Genomic DNA, 17,698 nt, shown 5'->3' with positions numbered 1-17,698 from the left:
TTCGTCTATAGTTATCCCGCGCAACCATAAATAGCGAGCTATGACGGAAGGACGGAAGGCATGGCGAAACCGGTCGGACGGCCACGCAAGCAAAGCCCCCGCCGCAGAGGCGCCACCGCGCGCGAGGAGATCCTCGACGCCGCCTCCGAGCTGTTCACCCGCAAAGGTTTCGCCACCACCTCCACCCACGACATCGCGGACGCGGTGGGCATGCGCCAGGCCTCGCTGTACTACCACTTCCCCTCCAAGCGCGACATCTTTCTCACGCTCCTGATGGGCACGATCCAGCCAGCGCTGGCACTCGCGTCGGATCTGGCCAAGACCGACGAGTCGGCGGCGGTGAAGCTTTGGGCTCTCGTGGCCGCCGAGTCGCGCATCCTGTTGTCCTCGAATTGGAACATCGGCAGGCTCTACCAACTGCCTGTGCTTTTGTCCGAGGAGTTCGCGGAGTACCACGAGGCGCGCCAGGAGCTGGAGGGAATCTTCCGTAAGCTGTCGGGGCAGATCGTCGGCGACGACGACCCGCGCATCGACCTTCCGTTCCACATGACGCTCGCGGCCATCGAGATGCGCGACAACACAGGCACCGCGCCCTACCCGCTTGTCGACGATGCCCTGCCCGCCCCCGCCGTCACCATCGCCGACGCCGTGCTGGATGTGCTCCACACGGATCTGCCGGAACGCCGCACCGAGCGCATGCTCGAGCTGGTGGACCTGGTTTCCCGCAAGGACGAACAGAACTAGGGCTGGCAGGCAGCCGCCGGGAGCTGCGCCGGATCGGCGGCGAGCGTTTCCGCAGCGGCGGTGAGCATCTCCTGCCCCGTCTCGTATGTTCCGTCCGCGGGCAGCGCGGTGAGCGCCACCGGCGCCCACGTGCCGTCGCCGCGCGGCACAAGCCCGAACTGCCGAACCTGGTAGGCACCCGCGGGGTCCGGGCCCCAACCGCCCTTGAACAGCGCCCCTGCTGCCCCCAGGCCGTACGCCTGCGAGGGGTCGATTTGCCCCATGAACTGCAGCACCGGGTCGGCGCCCTCCACGCAGGCGACGGTGTTCGCCAGAGCGGCCTCGTCGGCCACGCCGAGCTGCGTCTGCCCGAAGGCAGAGAACTCAGGGCGAAGCGGTTCAGTGTTCACGTGCGCAGCCAACCCGGCATCGTCCAGCACCGCATCGACCGCGCCCGGCCCGACGGCATCATAGAGTCGCTGCGCCGCCGCGTTGTCGGACGCGCTCACTGCGGCTCGGGCATCTGCCTCGAGACCGGGGTTTGCGCGCATCGCCGCCACGGCGATCGGCACCTTGATGGTGGACCAGGCCGGGCTCGGGGCGGTGAATCCGGCAGTTTCCGGCCCTCGCTCCCCTATCGTTGCTATGCCCAGCTGGCCGCCGAAGGTGGATTCGACGTGGGCCACGGTGGCGTCGAGAGGCAAATGCGCATCGGGAGCCGGCGGTGGCGTCTCCGTAACGGTGGAGGTGACCACCACGGTATCTTGGCCACCGGAACAGGCGGACAAGAACAACGCGCCGGCTGCGGCGAGTCCGAGACGCCGACGAGCTACCAAATCTTGACCCGGGCGTTGTTACCGCCGGTGCAGTACACCGTCTCCCCGCCGGAGCAGGTCATGCGGTAGGTGATCTTGGTGGCCGGGCTGTAGACAGACACCGTCATATCGGTCGTCCCAGTGCGGTCGTATGTGCCCTGGAACGCCTCAAACACGTTGGCTGCAAACCCGTCGGTGGTCACGTCCGTAGCCGGAGCATAGTGCGAGTACGTGCGCTTCGCCGGCTCCTTGCTGGGCTTGTCAGGCGCGGGTGCCTCCGATTTGGGCAGCGTGCGCGTCTCAACCACCGTGCTGGTCACCGGCTCGCTGGAGCGGTTGAATGCGCCGGAGCCGCCCATGAATGCGAGCACGCCGACGAGCGCGGCGAGCAGCAACGCCGCCAGCACGTAGAGCCACGGGCTCGGGCCGCCGCGCTTCTCCGGCTGCTCAGGCTGGTAGCTGGACGGGTACTCGTTGGGCTGGCTGTACTGCTGCTGCGGCACGGCGCCGAACTGCTGCGTCTGAGCGAGGTCCGGATCCGTGTTGTGCGGCTGGTCCGGGGTCCACTTGCTGGAGCCTTGGTAGGTCATGGAAACAACCACCTAGCAGCGCGACGTGGGTAGGTCGGCGCGCATGGCGTTTAGCCCGTTCGCGAGCTCGTCCAGCATGGCGAAGCTGCCCTCGTGCCCCTTCGGACTGTGGGCGGTAATCGCCACGGCGATGTCGCCGTTCGGGCCCGGGATCAGGCCGAACTGGCGGGCCAGGTGTCCGCCCTCGTGGTAGTTCCAGCCGCCCTTGTAGCGGGCGCCGCCGATGCGGCCCAGGCCCCAGTGCTGGTGGTCCACGATGCGGCCCATCATCTCCAGCACCGGCTCGTGCCCTGGAACGCAGCGCAGGCCCGAGGCGAACTCGGCCTGGTCGCTGGTGGTCCACAGCGTGCCCATTTGGTAGCCGGCCGGGGTGGTCGTGCGCGCGCCCGCTTCGCGGATCACGCCCTCGTAGCCAGCGGCAGGCACCTGGCCGAACATGTGGTGCGCGGCGGGGTTGTCGGAGCGGGTCACGGCGGCCTCAGCGTCCGGGTAGAACGCCTGGCTCTGGCGCAGCGCGGCGATGGCCAGCGGCACCTTCATCGTGGAAAACGCGGGCTCGGGCCGGTTGTCGCCTGCCGTGAAGCCGCCCACGGACACCGTGGCGCGCCCGCCGTGGCGAGCCACCACGTCCGCCACTAGGCGGTCCAGCTGGGTCTGGACGTCGACGGCGGGCGCGACGTGCTGCGCCTTGTCCGGCTTCGGGGTGGTCAGCGGCAGCGGCAGGCGGATCGCGTTTTTCACCTGCGGCGGCAGCTGGTTGTAGGCCTGCACGATGGGCTGGCCGATCACGGGAATCTGGTCGATCGCCGTGTAGGTCGGCACCGACGACATGGGGAACGCCAGGCCCGCAGTCAGGGCCAGGGCTGCAACTTTGGAGGGCACGGGAACAAGTCTTTCTAGTGGGCGAAGTGGCGGGTGCCGGTCAGGTACATGGTCACCCCAGCAGCCTCGGCGGCGGCGATGACTTCCTCGTCGCGGATGGAGCCGCCGGGCTGCACCACGGCCTTCACACCGGAGTCCGCCAGCAGCTGGAACCCGTCCGCGAACGGGAAGAACGCGTCGGAGGCGGCCACGGCGCCGTTGGTGCGGTTTCGGCCCTCGTCGAGGGTGTTGGCGCGGTCCACGGCGAGCTTCGCGGAGTCCACTCGGTTGACCTGGCCCATGCCGATGCCGACAGACGCCCCCTCGGACGCGATCAGGATTGCATTCGACTTCACGCAGCGCACTGCGCGCCAGGCGAATTCGAGGTCGGCAAGAGTCTGCTCGTCGGCCGCCTCGCCCGCAGCCAGGGTCCAGTTGGCGGCGGTGTCGCCCTCGGCCTGGAAGCGGTCGCGCTCCTGCACGAGCCAGCCGCCGGCGATCTGCTTGCGCTCCTCGTCCTGCTGCTTCGGCTCAACCTCGAGGATGCGCAGGTTCTTCTTCGTCTGCAGCAGCTCGAGCGCGTCCGCGGCGTAGGACGGTGCGACGACAACCTCGGTGAAGATCGGCTTGATCTGCTCCGCCAGCTCCAGGGTGACCTCGCGGTTGCAGGCGATCACGCCGCCGTAGGCGGAAACGGGGTCGCAGGCATGCGCCTTCTTGTGCGCGTCCGCGATCGAGGTGTCGGACACGGCCACGCCGCAAGGGTTGGCGTGCTTGATGATCGCCACACACGGGCGCTCGTGGTCCCAGGCGGCGCGCCAGGCGGCGTCAGCATCCTGGTAGTTGTTGTAGCTCATCTCCTTGCCGCCGTGCTGGGTGGCGGCGGCCAGACCCCAGCCCTCGTTTTCCAGGCGTGCGGCCTGGTGCGGGTTCTCGCCGTAACGCAGGGTGGTGGTCTTGCCGGCGCCGGAGGCGTCCGCGCCTAGCTGGTTGGACAGCCAGGAGGAGACCGCGGCGTCGTAAAGCGCAGTGTGCGTAAATGCCTCAAGCGCGAGCTGCTTGCGCTGCTCAAGGTCGAAGCCGCCGCCCTTGACCGCCTCCACGACCTCGCCGTAACGCGCAGGCGAGGTGACGACGGCGACCGACGGGTGGTTCTTCGCCGCGGCGCGGACCATGGACGGCCCACCGATGTCGATCTGCTCGACGCACTCGTCGAAAGTAGCGCCGGAGGCCACAGTCTCCTCGAACGGGTAGAGGTTGACCACGACGAGATCGAACGGCTCGATGCCCAGCTCCTGCAGCTGGTCTACGTGGCTGTTCTTGCGCAGGTCCGCGAGGATGCCGGAGTGCACGCGCGGGTGCAGCGTCTTCACGCGGCCGTCGAGCACCTCCGGGAAGCCGGTCACGTCCGCAACCTCGGTGACCGCCACACCCGCGTCAGCGATGCGCTTCGCGGTGGAGCCGGTGGAGACGATCTCCACGCCCGCCTGGCCAAGCGCGCGGGCGAGCTCCTCCAACCCGGTCTTGTCGTAGACGCTGATCAGAGCGCGCTTAATTTCCCGCTTAGACATTGAAGACAGCCTTTCCATTGACAATTTCGACGTTGTGCAGCAGATGAACGATCTGCTCGCGCTCCACCTTCTTGATGCGTTCGTGGAGCTCGGACTCTGTGTCCCCCGCCTCAACCTCGACAGGGCGCTGGGCGATGATCTCGCCGCTGTCCAGGCCGGCATCCACGTAGTGCACGGTGCAGCCAGTGACTTTCACGCCGTGCTCCAGCGCGTCGCGCACCGCGTGCGCGCCCGGGAACGAGGGAAGAAGCGACGGGTGAGTGTTGATCGTGCGCCCCTCGAACTCCCGGACAAAGGCCGGGCCGAGCAGCCGCATGAAGCCGGCGGAAACCACCAAGTCCGGCTCGACGGAGGCCACAGCGGCCACCATTTTGTCGTTCCAGGCGTTGCGGTTGGTTTCCATCGGCACCACGGCGGTGCGAATGCCGGCATTTTTGGCGCGTTGCAGTGCCGGACAAATTTGATCCGCCACCACGAGGTCGACGCGGTAGCGGTTCTCCTGGTTGTCGATGATCGCTTTCAACAGGGTGCCGGTGCCCGACGCGAGGACGGCCACCGATTTCGCAGAGTCACTCACGGGTTCAAGTCTAACTACCGCTGCGCGCCGACGCGCGTTGCCTCACCAGCGCGACTCCGCGCACCAGTGCGCCCGTGAGGGCAACCCAGATAAACAGCGACAACGCCAACGCGAACGGATCCGCGCCGACGAGCCCGTACGCTCCGGCACCACCGGAAGAGAAGATGCCCAGCACCGCCCCCATAAGCGCCGCCCACGTTGCGGTCGCGGCGACGCCTTCGAGGCTCAGTGGCTTAACGACGAACGCGTGCGCCAGCACCGCCGCCGGCACGATGAGCAGCACCGGCGCCCACTGGGGCATTTCTGCGGGGATCGCGGCGAACAGCGGCAGGGGCGGGTATGCCACGTTGGAGGTGGCGAACAGGCTCACGCCCGCGCCCGCGGCCTCAAAGCTGCCGCCGAGGAGCACCGCGAGCTGGGCGACCGCCGCGTTGGGCAGATACAGCAGACTCAGCACCACCAGGGCGATGCCCCCGCCGACGCCGAGCTGCGGGAACTGGGAGACAAGCTCACCGACGCGCCCGTAGCCGAAGGCGAGCGCAATAAGGAAGACCACCGCGGCCGCGGCGAGCAGGCGGAGAATGAGATTCGCCGCTTGTGCCCCTGTGTCCACCGCCACGGACGGAATGCCGCTGCGCTTGGCCAGCGCGTGCCACACAACGCGACGCACGCCGACGACGAAGCCGAGAAGGTGCACGATCAGCGGGTACACAAACGCGGCAACCACAGGCGGGGTGGCCACCGGGTACACGTGCGAGGCGTCGAAGACCATGAACAGCGCGATGCCGCTGACCAGCAGCGGCAAGCCGAGCGAGAGCCCGAGGAGGGTGAGCAGATCCAGAACGCTCACGCGGCCGGCGGTGGCCTTGCGCACCTGCACCGCCACCACTGCGGCCACGCCAACGGCGGGCAAAAGGGGCATGGCGGTCAGCGAGACGCCGTCGATAAGCAACGGCACCCCGTGGAGCGCGAACCATGCCTCGCCGAGAGCCCCGGGGAAGTACGTCAGGCTCCAACCTGCAATGAGGATGACCGCGAAGCACAACGCGACGATGCCGAGCACCAGCGCCAAGTTCGGCACGAGCGCGTACGGCAGGTAGTGGCGCACACGTTCTTTCGCCGTGGCGGGCATTTTGCCGCTGTCCGCGGGGCGCTTGATGCCCGTGATCTTCCGCAGGGATGCGCCCTTGCGGCGCTGGCGGCGCGCATCCGCCTGGCGGGGCCTTTGGTTGGGTGTGGTGCTCATCGCGTCCTACTCTGCCACCCCAGCCACAAAGGCCACCACAGTGACACCCTGGCCGCGGGCTGCGGCGCACTCCGAAATGCGCCCTGGGCCGCCCGCAACGCGCGGGCGTGGCGCACATCTCCCGCACGGTGGGTGTGTAACATTCCCCCGAATAGACGCGATTTAAGAGTATTTTCAGATTTCATCTTGCTCCGACGAAACCAATTCGTTACAGTAGCCTCTCGTAGATAACAGGAAGGTCACGATTCCGCGGTGAGCAGCGGAACCCACGGCCAACGGAAGATCTCAAAGAGGGCTCATGTTCAACTCCACGAAGCAGGGCGGCAAGCACCGCAAGCAGTCCCCCAACAAGGGGCGCGTTGCCGTCGTCGCAGCAGCCACTGGCGCTGTGTCCACCGCTGGTTTCTCCGGCCTGGTCGCCGGTGCCCTCACCAGCAACCAGGACGCCGAGCAGGGACAGAACATCAAGCTCGCCGCAGACGCCGACGAGCTCCAGAGCGCCGATCCGGGAGTGGACGAGGCTTCCGCCGAGGAGACCCCGCAGATCCTCTCCATCGCCGAATACAAGCCGGTGGAGAACCTCACCGAGCAGCTGGACAAGGCTATCCAGCACTCCGACGAGGTTGCCCGCCTGGACGAAGCCGCCCGCGCGCCGCTGTTTACTAAGCCGGCCGAGGGTGCCTTCACCTCGGGCTTTGGTATGCGCTGGGGCTCGATGCACAACGGCGTCGACATCGCCAACACCCCGGGCACCCCGATCCGCGCAGTTGCCGCTGGCACCGTGATCGACTCCGGCCCGGCGCAGGGCTTCGGCAACTGGATCCGCATCCGCCACGAGGACGGCTCCATCTCCGTTTACGGCCACATGCAGTCCCTCTACGTCGCCGTCGGCGAGGTTGTGCAGCCCGGTCAGCTCATCGCCGGCATGGGCAGCGAGGGCTTCTCCACCGGCTCCCACCTCCACTTTGAGATCTGGCCTGACGGCGCCAGCCCGTCGGACCCTGCCCCCTGGCTGGCAGCCCGAGGCATTAACCTCTAACGCGCTTTTCCGCCCTCTCACGGGGCCGCCCGCGCCATTGTGGCGCGCGGGCGGCCCCGTTTTTTGATCGCCCTTCTACTGGACGGGGGTAAAGCACCCACCCCCGCAGCCCATTACCATGCGTAACAATTTTCACACCAGCAACACGCCGGATGAGCTGGACGGACATCCGGGATAACGCGGAAATTCGAACAAACGTGCACGTCACAGCATTGCCAGGGCTCATTTCGCCGGTTAGATTCTCTGCCTGTGTGCGTGGCCGAGACCGCGCCTAGCCCTCTACAGAGTTAGAAAAGGTATCCCCCAAACATGAACCGACGTCTCACTTCGAGCATCGCAGCCGTCTCGGCCGCAGCGGCAATGGCGCTCACCCTGGCGCCCGCGCCCGCTACTGCCCTGACCGTCACCGTGGGCGGCGCAACCATCTCCGACGCGGGCCAAGCTGTGGGCGCAGTAGCGAAAGCCGCAGGCGCCATCAAGGAAAGCGGCGCGACGATTACCGCAGGCGACTACAAGATCGTCTACGACCCCCGCGCTCTCGAGGCTCCGCTCGCCGCCGCGTTCGCTCCAGCAAAGGGCAGCGACTGGGTGGCGCCGCAGCGCGGTCGCACCGCCGACGGCCGCACCGTGGTCACCCCGGCATCCGGCCGCTTCACCTCAGGCTTCGGCCCGCGCTGGGGCACCGTGCACCAGGGCATCGACATTGCCAATGACCTGGGCACCCCGATCTACTCCGTCATGGACGGCACCGTCATCTCCGCAGGCCCGGCGCGCGGCTTCGGCAACTGGGTCGTAATTAAGCACGACGGCGGCGAGGTGTCCGTCTACGGCCACATGCGCTACTACGACGTCTCCGTGGGCCAGCGCGTCACCGCCGGGCAGAAGATCGCCTCCATCGGTAGCGAGGGCCAATCCACCGGCCCGCACCTCCACTTCGAGATCAAGCCGGACGGCGTGAACCAGGTGGACCCGGTGCCGTGGTTCGCCGCCCAAGGCATCAAGATCTAGCGGGCTAGAGCTTCTCCATGGGCACGCCGCCGATCGTCATCAGACGGACGGTGCCCGAGGAGCCGAAGTCAATCGTCACCGTTTCCCGCACGCCCGAGCCCTCTACCGCCATCACGGTGCCGAGCCCGTACTTGGCGTGATTGACCCGGTCCCCCACCGCCAAGTTGAGGTTCTTGTGCACCTTCGTGCCGGACCCGCCCCGGCGGGATCGGGCCGGCGGGCGGGAGCGGGTGGGCGCGCCCCACGCGTCAGAACTGAATGAGCGCTCCGGTTCCAACCGGCGCCAGTCGATGAGGTCCTCCGGGACCTCTGCGAGGAAGCGGCTGGCAGGGTTGGTCACCGGAGAGCCCCAGGAAGCGCGCAGGATCGCACGCGTCAGGTAGAGCTGCTCCTTGGCGCGGGTGATGCCCACGTACGCCAAGCGGCGCTCCTCGGCGAGCTCCGCCGGATCCCCCAGCGCCCGCAGGTGCGGGAACTGCCCGTCCTCCCACCCGGTGACGAACACCACCGGGAACTCCAGGCCCTTCGCCGTGTGCAGCGTCATCAACGTGACCACGCCTTGCTCGTGCTCCGGCAGCTGGTCCGCGTCCGCCACCAGGGAGACCTTCTCCAAAAACGCCTGCAGGGACCCCGGCGCGGGCTCGCCTTCCTGCATTACCTCGTTGAGTTCGTCGTCTGTCATGTACGCCACCTGGTTGGCGGCCTCCGAGGAGAACTCGCGGGCCACAGACACCAGCTCGTTGAGGTTATCCAGGCGCGCGCCGTCCTGCGGGTCGTTCGATGCCTCCAGTTCGGCGCGGTAGCCCGTGTCGTCCAACACGCGGGTGATTAGCGCGCCCAGGTCCGGCATGCCCGTGACCTCGTTGCGCATCGCCGGCATGTCGTCGCGGATCTGGCGGATCATCTCCACAAATCGCGTGATCGAGTTTGTGGCCGCCTTGGCAAGCATGTCGACGTTGCCAAACGTGGCGTCGAAAAGCGACCGCCCAAAGCTTTGGTTGTTGTTCTCCGCGTGCAGCGCCACCATCGCCTGCGCCTTGTCGCCGATGCCGCGCTTAGGCACGTTGACGATGCGGCGCATGCTCACCGTGTCGTCCGGGTTCTCCAGGACCTTCAGGTAGGCGACGATGTCGCGGATCTCGCGGCGCTCGTAGAAGCGCGTGCCGCCGACGACCTTGTACGGGATGCCGGAGCGGATGAAGATGTCCTCGAGCGCGCGCGAGGCGTTGTTGGTGCGGTACATCACCGCAATGTCCGAGTACGGCACTCCCCTGTCCGCCAGGGTGTCAATCTCGGAGGCGATGAAGCGCGCCTCGTCGTGCTCGTTGTCCGCGACGTAGCCGACGATCTTCTCGCCGGAGCCCTGGTCCGTCCACAGCTTCTTCGGGCGTCGGCCCTCGTTCTGCGCGATCACCGCGTTCGCCGCGCCCAGGATGTTCTGCGTGGAGCGGTAATTCTGCTCCAGCATGATCGTGGTGGCGCTCGGGTAGTCGCGCTCGAATTCCTCGATGTTGCGGATGGTCGCGCCGCGGAACGCGTAAATGGACTGGTCCGAATCGCCCACGACCGCCAGCTCCGGCGCGTCCGGGCCGTCGCCGACAAGAGTGTGGATGAGCTCGTACTGGGCGTGGTTGGTGTCCTGGTACTCGTCCACAAGCACGTGGCGGAAGCGGCGGCGGTAGTAGTCGGTAACCTGCGGGTGTTCCTTGAAAATGCGCACGACCTCGCCGATCAGGTCGTCGAAGTCCAGCGCGTTGGACTGGCGCAGGCGACGCTGGTACTCCACGTACACCTTGGCCACCGTGGTCTCGAACGGGTTGTGGGTGCGCTCGGCGTTTGCCAGCGCCGTCTCCGGGCCAATCAGCTCGTTTTTCAGATTCGAGATCCCGTTGGCCAGGGTGCGGGGCGTGAACTTCTTCAAATCCAGGTTGAAGTCCTTGGCAATCATGCCCAAAAGGCGGCGCGAATCATCCGAGTCGTAGATGGTGAAGTTGGTGTTCAGCCCCGGCACCAGCTGGGCCTGCTGGCGCAGGATGCGCACGCACACTGAGTGGAAGGTGGCCACCCACATCCGCTCCGCCTCCGGGCCGACCAGCTGGCCCACGCGCTCCTTCATCTCCGCGGCGGCCTTGTTGGTGAAGGTGATGGCCAAGATCTGCCACGGCGCCACACCGCGGTTGTGCAGCAGATAGGCAATGCGGCGGGTGAGCACCGCGGTCTTGCCGGAACCCGCGCCCGCGACGATGAGCAGCGGGCTGCCTTCATGGACGACGGCGGCCTGCTGCTGCGGATTCAAACCCAGGGTCAGATCAGTCATGGCCGTAACTGTACTAACGCCTCCGACACGACCCGCGCGGGTGTTCGAACTGGCATAATAAACAGCCATGAGCGAGCTTGAAATCCGCATGCCTTCCGGCACAGACGACCCACTCTCGGACGCGGAGATTCAGGCGTACCGCAAAGAGATCGACCGGCTGGACCGCGTGATCCTCGACGCGGTGAAGCGCCGCAGTGAGATCTCCAAAGCCATCGGCAAGACCCGCATGGGCTCCGGCGGCACCCGCCTAGTGCACACGCGCGAGGTCGCCATAATCAACCAGTTCCGCGACGAACTGGGCGAGGAAGGACCCGGCCTGGCACAGATCCTGCTGCGCCTCGGCCGAGGAAAGCTGGGTTAATCCTGCACCGCTAGTCCTGCTCCAGCGAGTCGAGCACGACCTCGAACTCCAGCAGGTCCGCGGACTGCGAGACCGGCTTGCGGGGCTTGTCACTATCAGCGTCCTTCGACTCGCCGTGCCCGGCGCGGCCCGCGCCTTCCCACCACGCGTTGTAGGACTCCTCGTCCGCCCAGCGGGTGACCACGAAGTAGCGGTCCTCGCCCTTGACCGGACGCAGCAGCTGGAAACCCTGGAAGCCGGGGTGGCCGTCGATGGAGTGCTTGCGGGCGGCAAACCGGCGCTCCAGCTCCTCGCCGGCACCCTCGGGGACGGTGATCGCGTTGATTTTCACAATGGACATGGTCGCCATTATCCACACTCCCCCGCTCCGCGGACGCGCGCAGCGCGTTTTGGCTACCGTTGATCCAGGACAACCTAACCGCAACCTGGACCGCCACCTGGGAGGCTGACATGCACGACATCACGTCCACCGAAAGCTGGGGCAAGCTGGAAAAACTCCACGCGGAAAAGTCCCGCACCACCCTGCGGGACCTGTTCCGGGCGGACGCGCAGCGCGCGCAGCGCTACACCTTCGACGCGGCCGGGCTTCGCGTCGACCTTTCCAAAAACCTGGTGGACGGAGACGTCGCAAAGCAATTGCTCGCCTTGGCCGACGAGGCAGGCCTGAAAGACCGCATCGAGGCGATGTTTACCGGCGAGCACATCAACACCACAGAGGACCGCGCGGTGCTGCACACTGCGCTGCGCGCGCCCGAGGACACTGGGCTGGAGGTGGACGGCCAGAACGTGACCGCGGACGTGCACGCGGTGCTGAAGCAGATGCGCGAGTTCGCCTCCAAGCTGCGCAGCGGCGAGTGGGTGGGCCACACCGGCAAGACGATTTCCAAGGTGGTCAACATCGGCATCGGCGGCTCTGACCTGGGGCCGGCCATGGCCGCGCAGGCGTTGCGCACCTACGCCACCGCGGGCATTACCGCGGAGTTCGTTTCCAACGTGGACCCGGCGGACATGACGCGCGTGCTGGCTGAGGTGGATGCGGAAGAAACGCTGTTCATCGTCGCCTCCAAGACGTTCACCACCCAGGAGACGCTGGCCAACGCGCACGCCGCGAAGCGCTGGCTGCTCGAGCAGTTCGACGGCGACGAATCCGCGATTGCGAAGCACTTCGTGGCCGTATCCACCAACGCGGAGAAGGTGGCCGAGTTCGGCATCGACACCGCCAACATGTTCCCGTTCTGGGACTGGGTAGGCGGGCGCTACTCCATGGATTCCGCGATCGGGCTCAGCCTTATGGCCGTCATCGGCCCGGAGGATTTCATGCGGATGCTCGACGGTTTCCACGCCATGGACCAGCACTTCCGTGACGCTCCGTTCGAGGAAAACGTGCCTGTGCTGATGGGGCTGCTAAATGTTTGGTACCGCAACTTCCACAAGGCGCAGACGCACGCGGTCCTGCCGTACTCGCAGGACCTCGCCCGCTTCCCCGCGTACCTGCAGCAGCTGACCATGGAGTCCAACGGCAAGCACACGCGTATCGACGGCGCAAGCGTCGACCACGACACCGGCGAAATCTACTTCGGTGAGCCGGGCACCAACGGCCAGCACGCGTTTTTCCAGCTGATCCACCAGGGCACCACGCTCGTGCCGGCGGACTTCATCGGCTTTGCCAAGCCCCGGGCGGACCTGCCCACCGCCACCGGCGAGGGCTCCATGCACGACCTGCTCATGGGCAACTTCTTCGCGCAAACGAAGGTCATGTCTTTCGGCAAGACCCAGCAGGAGATCGAGGCCGAAGGCGTGCCGCACGCGCTGGCCCCGCACAAGGTGATGCCGGGCAACCGCCCCACCACCACGATTCTGGCCGAGGAGCTCTCCCCGTTCAGCCTGGGCGCGCTGATCGCGCTGTACGAGCACATCGTGTTCGTCGAAGCCGCGATCTGGGGCATCAACGCCTTCGACCAGTGGGGCGTGGAGCTGGGCAAGGCGCAGGCGAACGACCTCGCCGCCGCCGTCGCTGGCGAGGAGGCGCCGGACACGGGCGATTCCTCCACCGACAGCCTGATCGCGTGGTACAGGAAGCACCGCTAATGGGCGACGCCGTTTCTTCGGAGTCCTACACTCCGCGCCAGCGCACCACCTACCGGCGCCGGCTTGAAGACGATCTGGAGCGCTTCGACCGCCATCTGCAGGACGCGGACTTCGTGGACCACGGCACAATCGGGCTCGAGCTCGAGCTCAACCTGGTGGACGGCGACATGCAGCCGCACCCCAACAACCAGGCGGTGCTGGAGATACTTGGCGACGAGTACCAGTCCGAGATCGGCGCCTACAACGTGGAGATGAACCACCCGCCGCTGGGAATTGAGGGCGACGGGTTGGCGAGGCTGGCCGAGGGGGTGGAAAAGCGGCTTGCCACCGTGCGCGACGCCGCGGAGCAGGCGGGCTCGCAGCTGGCGATGATCGGCACGCTGCCGACGATGACCTCGCAGTTTTTGGACAGCGACGAATGGATGACCCAGGAAAACCGCTACGCCGGGCTGAACAACTCCATCCTGGAATCGCGCGGCGAGCTGGTGAAGATCGACCTGCGCCGCGACGAAAAGTACACCCACTACTTCGAAACCATCGCCCCGGAATCCACCTGCACCTCCATGCAACTGCACCTGCAGGTGGCACCCAACCGGTTCGCGGACGCGTGGAACGCCTCCCAGGCGATCGCGGGCGTGCAGGTGGCGCTGTCCGCCAACTCGCCGCTGTTCATGGGTCACAAGGTGTGGCACGAGTCGCGCATCCCGGTGTTCAAGCAGTCCATCGACACCCGCACCAAAGAGCTGATCAACCAGGGCGTGCGCCCGCGCGTGTGGTTCGGCGAACGGTGGATCACCAGCGTGTTCGACCTGTTCGAGGAGAACGTGCGCTACTTCTCTCCCCTGCTGCCCGAAGGCCGCATGGCAGCCGGCGCGCCGTTCATGAACGGCGACAACCCCGGCCTGCACTACCTCAACTTGCACAACGGCACCATCTGGCGCTGGAACCGCGCCATCTACGACCCGGCCGGCGAGCTCAGCCACATCCGTGTGGAAAACCGCCTGCTGCCCGCGGGCCCCACAGTGAAGGACATTGTGGCGGACGCGGCGTTCTACTACGGGCTGGTCAAGGCGCTCGGCAACCAGACCCGGCCAGTGTGGTCGCGCCTGAGCTTCGAGGCGGCCAACGACAACTTCCTCGCCGGCGCCCGCGACGGCATCAACGCCGAGGTGGAGTGGCCGACGCTGGGGACGGTGGCGGTGGCGGAGCTCGTCGAGAAGCATCTGCTCGAGCTCGCGCACGAAGGGCTGCGCACGCTGAATGTGGACGAGGCCTGCGCCGACGAGTACCTCGGCGTGATCGAGGGGCGCGTACGGGCGCGGCAAAACGGTGCGACGTGGCAGCTCGCCGCGCTCGAGCGCGTGGCCGGCGGGTCGAAGGCCCTGACCACGGAGCGCGCCGACGGGCTCGCCCGCGTTTTACGCCAGTACATGAAAAATTCCCAGGCAGACGCGCCGGTGCATACTTGGACGCTCGAGGTTGAGTAGGGCAAGATAGGCCCAATGCAGAGCATCATCGACTGGATTGTGGGTCTCATGGAGACCCTCGGCGCCCCCGGCGTCGGAATCGCGATCCTCTTGGAGAACCTCTTCCCGCCCATCCCGTCCGAGGTGGTGCTGCCGCTCGCCGGCTTCACCGTCGCGCAGGGGTCGCTGAACATGATCAGCGTGTTCATCTGGTCCGTGCTGGGCTCCGTCATCGGCGCATACGTGCTCTACGGCGTCGGAGTGTGGCTCGGCCTCGAGCGGCTGCGCAAAATCGCCGACTGGATGTGGCTCGTGCGCGCCTCCGACGTGGACGCCGCGATGAACTTCTTCACCAAGTACGGCAAGCCCAGCGTGTTTATCGGCCGCCTCATCCCCGGCGTGCGCTCGCTGATCTCCATCCCCGCCGGCCTGGGCAAGATGAACCTTGTCACCTTCGGCCTGTGGACCACCCTCGGCTCCGGCATCTGGAACGCCATCCTGATCTACCTGGGCTACGTCCTCGGCGACAACTGGGAGAAGGCCACCGAGTACGCCGACACCTACTCCAACGTGATTTATGTCGTGCTGCTGCTGATCATCCTCGGCTTTTTGGTGTTCTTCATCCGCCGTGCGGTGCGGGACAAGAACGCGGATCCATCTGCGTAGGAAAACACAACCCCAGGCAGCCGTTCACAGATGTGGCGGCTGCCTTTTACGTTTTAGGAAACCCTCTCACTTCTTGTCCAATATTCAACGAAATCAGGGAGCTCATCAACCCGGAAGTACCTGGAGTGGGTCACCTTCAAATCTTCGAGTGAGGGCGACCCGATCACCACGATTTCGACGTCAGGGTTCTCGTTGGACTGCTCCTCGTCGAGACGCTGCCTGATCGCTTCGCGAGAATCCGCGTATTCCGTGATGTGGCGCTCGCCGGTTTTCCGGTTGAACACGATGAGAAAGTGCTTCATTTGCTTCACTCGCTTTCAAGCTCGAAAGCGCTCAGGCTTTGCGATAGGTCTCGTAGTGATCGAATGAGGCTCAGAATACTCGAAGCCTGATCTCCAGCGACAGCCTCGGATCGCGACAGCGCTTCGAAAGATCTTGAACGCAACTCATGCAACCGAGGATTCAATGGAAGCCCCGGAGGTATAGTTGCAAGATTTCTCATTGAGGTCTGACTGTGCCGGTTGCTCGCAGCTCGCGTCCGCTCCATGTCGTGAATGTCACTCGCTATAGACCCGAGGTGAGCGGCGACTTCAGCAAGCTTCCTGTTTTCTGGCCGATAATTCCTTTCATAACGGATTCGACGCCCAGTCTTATCTGCCAGCTTTTCAAAAGCGTTGGCCCACTCAGACTGAAGCAAAGTCCGTAGTTGCAACTCAACGATTCCCGCGGCTGAGTCGATAATCAAGTGAAGGGCGCGGTAGCCGCCGGGCTGAGCACGCGCGATGTAGTCCCGCTCAGTGACGCGATGCCCTTCCGCGACTAGCCGTCGACGGAGCTCGTACCCCAGGTAGCGAAGATCATCGTGAAGCACGTTGGCTGTAATTCGTGCTCCCGCAAAATCCCACATCCGGCCCAACTGAACATTCGCACCCGGGTCCTTTTTCGATCTGCGGATTTTGTCACCGATAGTTGATTGTGACTTGACCCGGTAGGCGCTGACGATGTCCGGACGCTGGCCTTCTCCACCGAAAAGTTGCTTCGCAAAATCCGCGCATGATGCAGCTGTGCGCCTGGCTATCTCATCATGCCAGTAGATCATTTCTGAGGCTTCGGCGGGCATCTCCGCCCATCCCGCAAAGTACTCCCCCAGTTCGTTAATCTCCTGCTTGCTCCACGGGCGTTTCTCTTTGAAGAAATCAAAGTCAAACATCACTCCCCCTTTCGCCTCGGAATATAGCAAGGCTCAGGCTGGCACTGCGGGCACCACCAGATAACCCGCTCCAGGTCGCCCTCCCCACCGAGGAAACCCTTGGTAATTAGCGTGCCGCACCGCCTGCACGGCTTGTTGTTGCGGCCGAACACGTAACTCGTCTCCCCCGCCCGCTTGATCCCCGTGGTCACGCGGACGGGGGCGTCTTTATTCGCCCACATCAAGCGCCTCGCAAGCCGCACATGCTTTTCGACGTCCACGTCTCGCACCAATTCCGCTGGATGCGTTCCAGCCAGGAAGTTGATTTCCGCGCGGTACTCGTTGCCGATGCCGGCAAGCTTGCGCTGGTCCAGCAGGGCGCGGCCGATCTCGCGGTCGGGCTCCGCCTCGATGCGCCTGACCGCCTCATCGAGGTCGAAGTCCGGGTCCAGCAGGTCCGGGCCGAGGTAGCCCATCTCCTGTTGGTATTCCCTGGCTGGAAAGACGCGGACCAGCCCGAGCCAAAAGCCGACGAGTTCGATGTCGGCCTTTGGTTCGTCGCTAAGCGAAAGCACCACGCGGGCGGCGTGAGCGGGCTTTTTCCACCTGGTGCCGGCGCGGTGCATGGACCACGTGCCCTCCATTTTCAGGTGGGTGTGCAGGATCTGCGGCTGGTAGCCGTCTTTGGCGAACTGCATGAACAGGTGTTTGCCGTACGGCCAGACGCGCTCGCAGGTCATGCCCGTGAAGTCGACGGTGGCGTAGCGCGGGACGCGGATGCTGGTGGCTGTGACTTCGCGGTTTTGCATCCACTGCAGGCGTTTTGACAGCTGATAGACGGAATCACCTTCGGGCATAGTGGGGTCTATGTTCCAATTTCTGCGCAAAATCTTCAACACTGTCTTCAACTCCGGGCCGACGCCGGAAGAGTCGCTTGTGGGGTTCTTCCCGGACATGGACGCCGCGGTCGAGTGGGCGCGCGGGGTGCTCGCGGAGACCGGCACCGACCCCAAAGAGCAGTTTGTGCGCGCGGTGAAAGACGTGCGCGAGGCGAATCCTCGACTTGGCCTTGCGGCGGCGAATCACCTGGTGAAGCAGCTAGTTTAGAATGTTTGTTCGAATTTGAGTTTTACGTGTCGGACGCGTTGTTACATTGACACCCAACACCCGCGAAATGTTGC

19 protein-coding genes are annotated in these 17,698 nt (G+C 65.5%); 8 read left to right on the top strand and 11 right to left on the bottom strand.

Going from position 1 to position 17,698, the window contains the following annotated elements; translation table 11 throughout:
• Positions 1-60 precede the first annotated feature (60 nt).
• A complete protein-coding gene (locus MHX64_RS00285) occupies positions 61-744 on the top strand; it encodes a TetR/AcrR family transcriptional regulator (RefSeq protein ID WP_239355669.1) in 684 nt (227 codons plus the stop codon).
• On the opposite strand, the gene MHX64_RS00280 is transcribed toward MHX64_RS00285, so the two are convergent.
• From MHX64_RS00280 to MHX64_RS00255, 6 genes are all read right to left on the bottom strand, one after another.
• On the bottom strand, positions 741-1,478 hold the full coding sequence (locus MHX64_RS00280; RefSeq protein WP_239355670.1) for a hypothetical protein: 738 nt from the start codon (positions 1,476-1,478) through the stop codon (positions 741-743). The two genes, MHX64_RS00285 and MHX64_RS00280, sit on opposite strands and share 4 nt — an antisense overlap.
• A gap of 74 nt (positions 1,479-1,552) precedes the next feature.
• Positions 1,553-2,128 carry a hypothetical protein gene (locus MHX64_RS00275; protein ID WP_239355671.1) on the bottom strand — a complete coding sequence of 192 codons (576 nt, stop codon included), beginning with the start codon at positions 2,126-2,128 and terminating at the stop codon, positions 1,553-1,555.
• Positions 2,129-2,140: 12 nt separating this feature from the next.
• Entirely contained in the window at positions 2,141-3,010 is an 870-nt protein-coding gene (locus tag MHX64_RS00270; RefSeq protein ID WP_239355672.1) for a hypothetical protein, read from the bottom strand.
• Positions 3,011-3,024: 14 nt separating this feature from the next.
• A complete protein-coding gene (purH, locus tag MHX64_RS00265) occupies positions 3,025-4,560 on the bottom strand; it encodes a bifunctional phosphoribosylaminoimidazolecarboxamide formyltransferase/IMP cyclohydrolase (protein ID WP_239355673.1) in 1,536 nt (511 codons plus the stop codon).
• Positions 4,553-5,137: a phosphoribosylglycinamide formyltransferase gene (gene purN, locus MHX64_RS00260; RefSeq protein WP_239307342.1), complete on the bottom strand. Its 585-nt coding sequence runs from the start codon at positions 5,135-5,137 to the stop codon at positions 4,553-4,555. Before purN ends, purH begins: the two co-directional genes overlap by 8 nt.
• Before the next feature lie 10 nt (positions 5,138-5,147).
• Positions 5,148-6,383 (bottom strand): DUF6350 family protein, encoded by a 1,236-nt coding sequence (locus MHX64_RS00255; RefSeq protein ID WP_181890142.1) that lies wholly within the window; start codon positions 6,381-6,383, stop codon positions 5,148-5,150.
• A 298-nt stretch (positions 6,384-6,681) separates the two neighbouring features.
• Between MHX64_RS00255 and MHX64_RS00250 the strand changes: the two genes are divergently transcribed.
• Together MHX64_RS00250 and MHX64_RS00245 are read left to right on the top strand one after the other, a co-directional pair.
• A complete protein-coding gene (locus MHX64_RS00250; RefSeq protein WP_181890143.1) occupies positions 6,682-7,422 on the top strand; it encodes a M23 family metallopeptidase in 741 nt (246 codons plus the stop codon).
• A 309-nt stretch (positions 7,423-7,731) separates the two neighbouring features.
• Positions 7,732-8,430, top strand: a complete 699-nt coding sequence (locus MHX64_RS00245; protein WP_181890144.1) for a M23 family metallopeptidase — start codon at positions 7,732-7,734, stop codon at positions 8,428-8,430.
• A 4-nt stretch (positions 8,431-8,434) separates the two neighbouring features.
• Here MHX64_RS00245 and pcrA read toward each other — a convergent pair whose 3' ends face one another.
• Positions 8,435-10,876 (bottom strand): DNA helicase PcrA, encoded by a 2,442-nt coding sequence (gene pcrA / locus MHX64_RS00240; protein ID WP_370642052.1) that lies wholly within the window; start codon positions 10,874-10,876, stop codon positions 8,435-8,437.
• Here pcrA and MHX64_RS00235 point away from each other — a divergent pair.
• A complete protein-coding gene (locus tag MHX64_RS00235; protein WP_181890146.1) occupies positions 10,815-11,108 on the top strand; it encodes a chorismate mutase in 294 nt (97 codons plus the stop codon). The genes pcrA and MHX64_RS00235 overlap by 62 nt on opposite strands.
• A gap of 10 nt (positions 11,109-11,118) precedes the next feature.
• Here the strand turns inward: MHX64_RS00235 and MHX64_RS00230 are convergent, their stop codons facing one another.
• Positions 11,119-11,448, bottom strand: a complete 330-nt coding sequence (locus tag MHX64_RS00230) for an antibiotic biosynthesis monooxygenase (protein WP_181890147.1) — start codon at positions 11,446-11,448, stop codon at positions 11,119-11,121.
• Positions 11,449-11,558: 110 nt separating this feature from the next.
• Between MHX64_RS00230 and pgi the strand changes: the two genes are divergently transcribed.
• The 3 genes from pgi to MHX64_RS00215 are packed head-to-tail and all read left to right on the top strand — an operon-like array spanning position 11,559 to position 15,328.
• A complete protein-coding gene (gene pgi / locus MHX64_RS00225) occupies positions 11,559-13,196 on the top strand; it encodes a glucose-6-phosphate isomerase (RefSeq protein ID WP_239355675.1) in 1,638 nt (545 codons plus the stop codon).
• Positions 13,196-14,683: a glutamate-cysteine ligase family protein gene (locus MHX64_RS00220; RefSeq protein ID WP_239355676.1), complete on the top strand. Its 1,488-nt coding sequence runs from the start codon at positions 13,196-13,198 to the stop codon at positions 14,681-14,683. The genes pgi and MHX64_RS00220 overlap by 1 nt, the downstream gene beginning before the upstream one ends.
• Before the next feature lie 15 nt (positions 14,684-14,698).
• A complete protein-coding gene (locus MHX64_RS00215) occupies positions 14,699-15,328 on the top strand; it encodes a DedA family protein (RefSeq protein ID WP_239355677.1) in 630 nt (209 codons plus the stop codon).
• 53 nt (positions 15,329-15,381) lie between these two features.
• Here MHX64_RS00215 and MHX64_RS00210 read toward each other — a convergent pair whose 3' ends face one another.
• From MHX64_RS00210 to MHX64_RS00200, 3 genes are read right to left on the bottom strand one after another with little or no spacing between them, the layout of a single operon-like run.
• The gene (locus tag MHX64_RS00210) at positions 15,382-15,630 is read right to left on the bottom strand and encodes a hypothetical protein (RefSeq protein WP_181890151.1); all 249 of its coding nucleotides are present in this window, start codon (positions 15,628-15,630) and stop codon (positions 15,382-15,384) included.
• 5 nt (positions 15,631-15,635) lie between these two features.
• A complete protein-coding gene (locus MHX64_RS00205; protein ID WP_239355678.1) occupies positions 15,636-16,538 on the bottom strand; it encodes a hypothetical protein in 903 nt (300 codons plus the stop codon).
• Positions 16,538-17,374 (bottom strand): DNA-formamidopyrimidine glycosylase family protein, encoded by an 837-nt coding sequence (locus tag MHX64_RS00200; RefSeq protein ID WP_239355679.1) that lies wholly within the window; start codon positions 17,372-17,374, stop codon positions 16,538-16,540. Before MHX64_RS00200 ends, MHX64_RS00205 begins: the two co-directional genes overlap by 1 nt.
• 10 nt (positions 17,375-17,384) lie before the next feature.
• On the opposite strand from MHX64_RS00200, the gene MHX64_RS00195 reads away from it, so the two are divergent.
• The gene (locus tag MHX64_RS00195) at positions 17,385-17,624 is read left to right on the top strand and encodes a hypothetical protein (protein WP_181890154.1); all 240 of its coding nucleotides are present in this window, start codon (positions 17,385-17,387) and stop codon (positions 17,622-17,624) included.
• Positions 17,625-17,698 lie beyond the last annotated feature (74 nt).

This window comes from Corynebacterium sp. ACRPZ, assembly GCF_022346205.1.
GTDB classification, from domain to species: Bacteria; Actinomycetota; Actinomycetes; order Mycobacteriales; family Mycobacteriaceae; genus Corynebacterium; species Corynebacterium lehmanniae.
The sequence above is the reverse complement of the archived record's forward strand: the minus strand, read 5'-3'. Positions and strand labels throughout refer to the sequence as shown.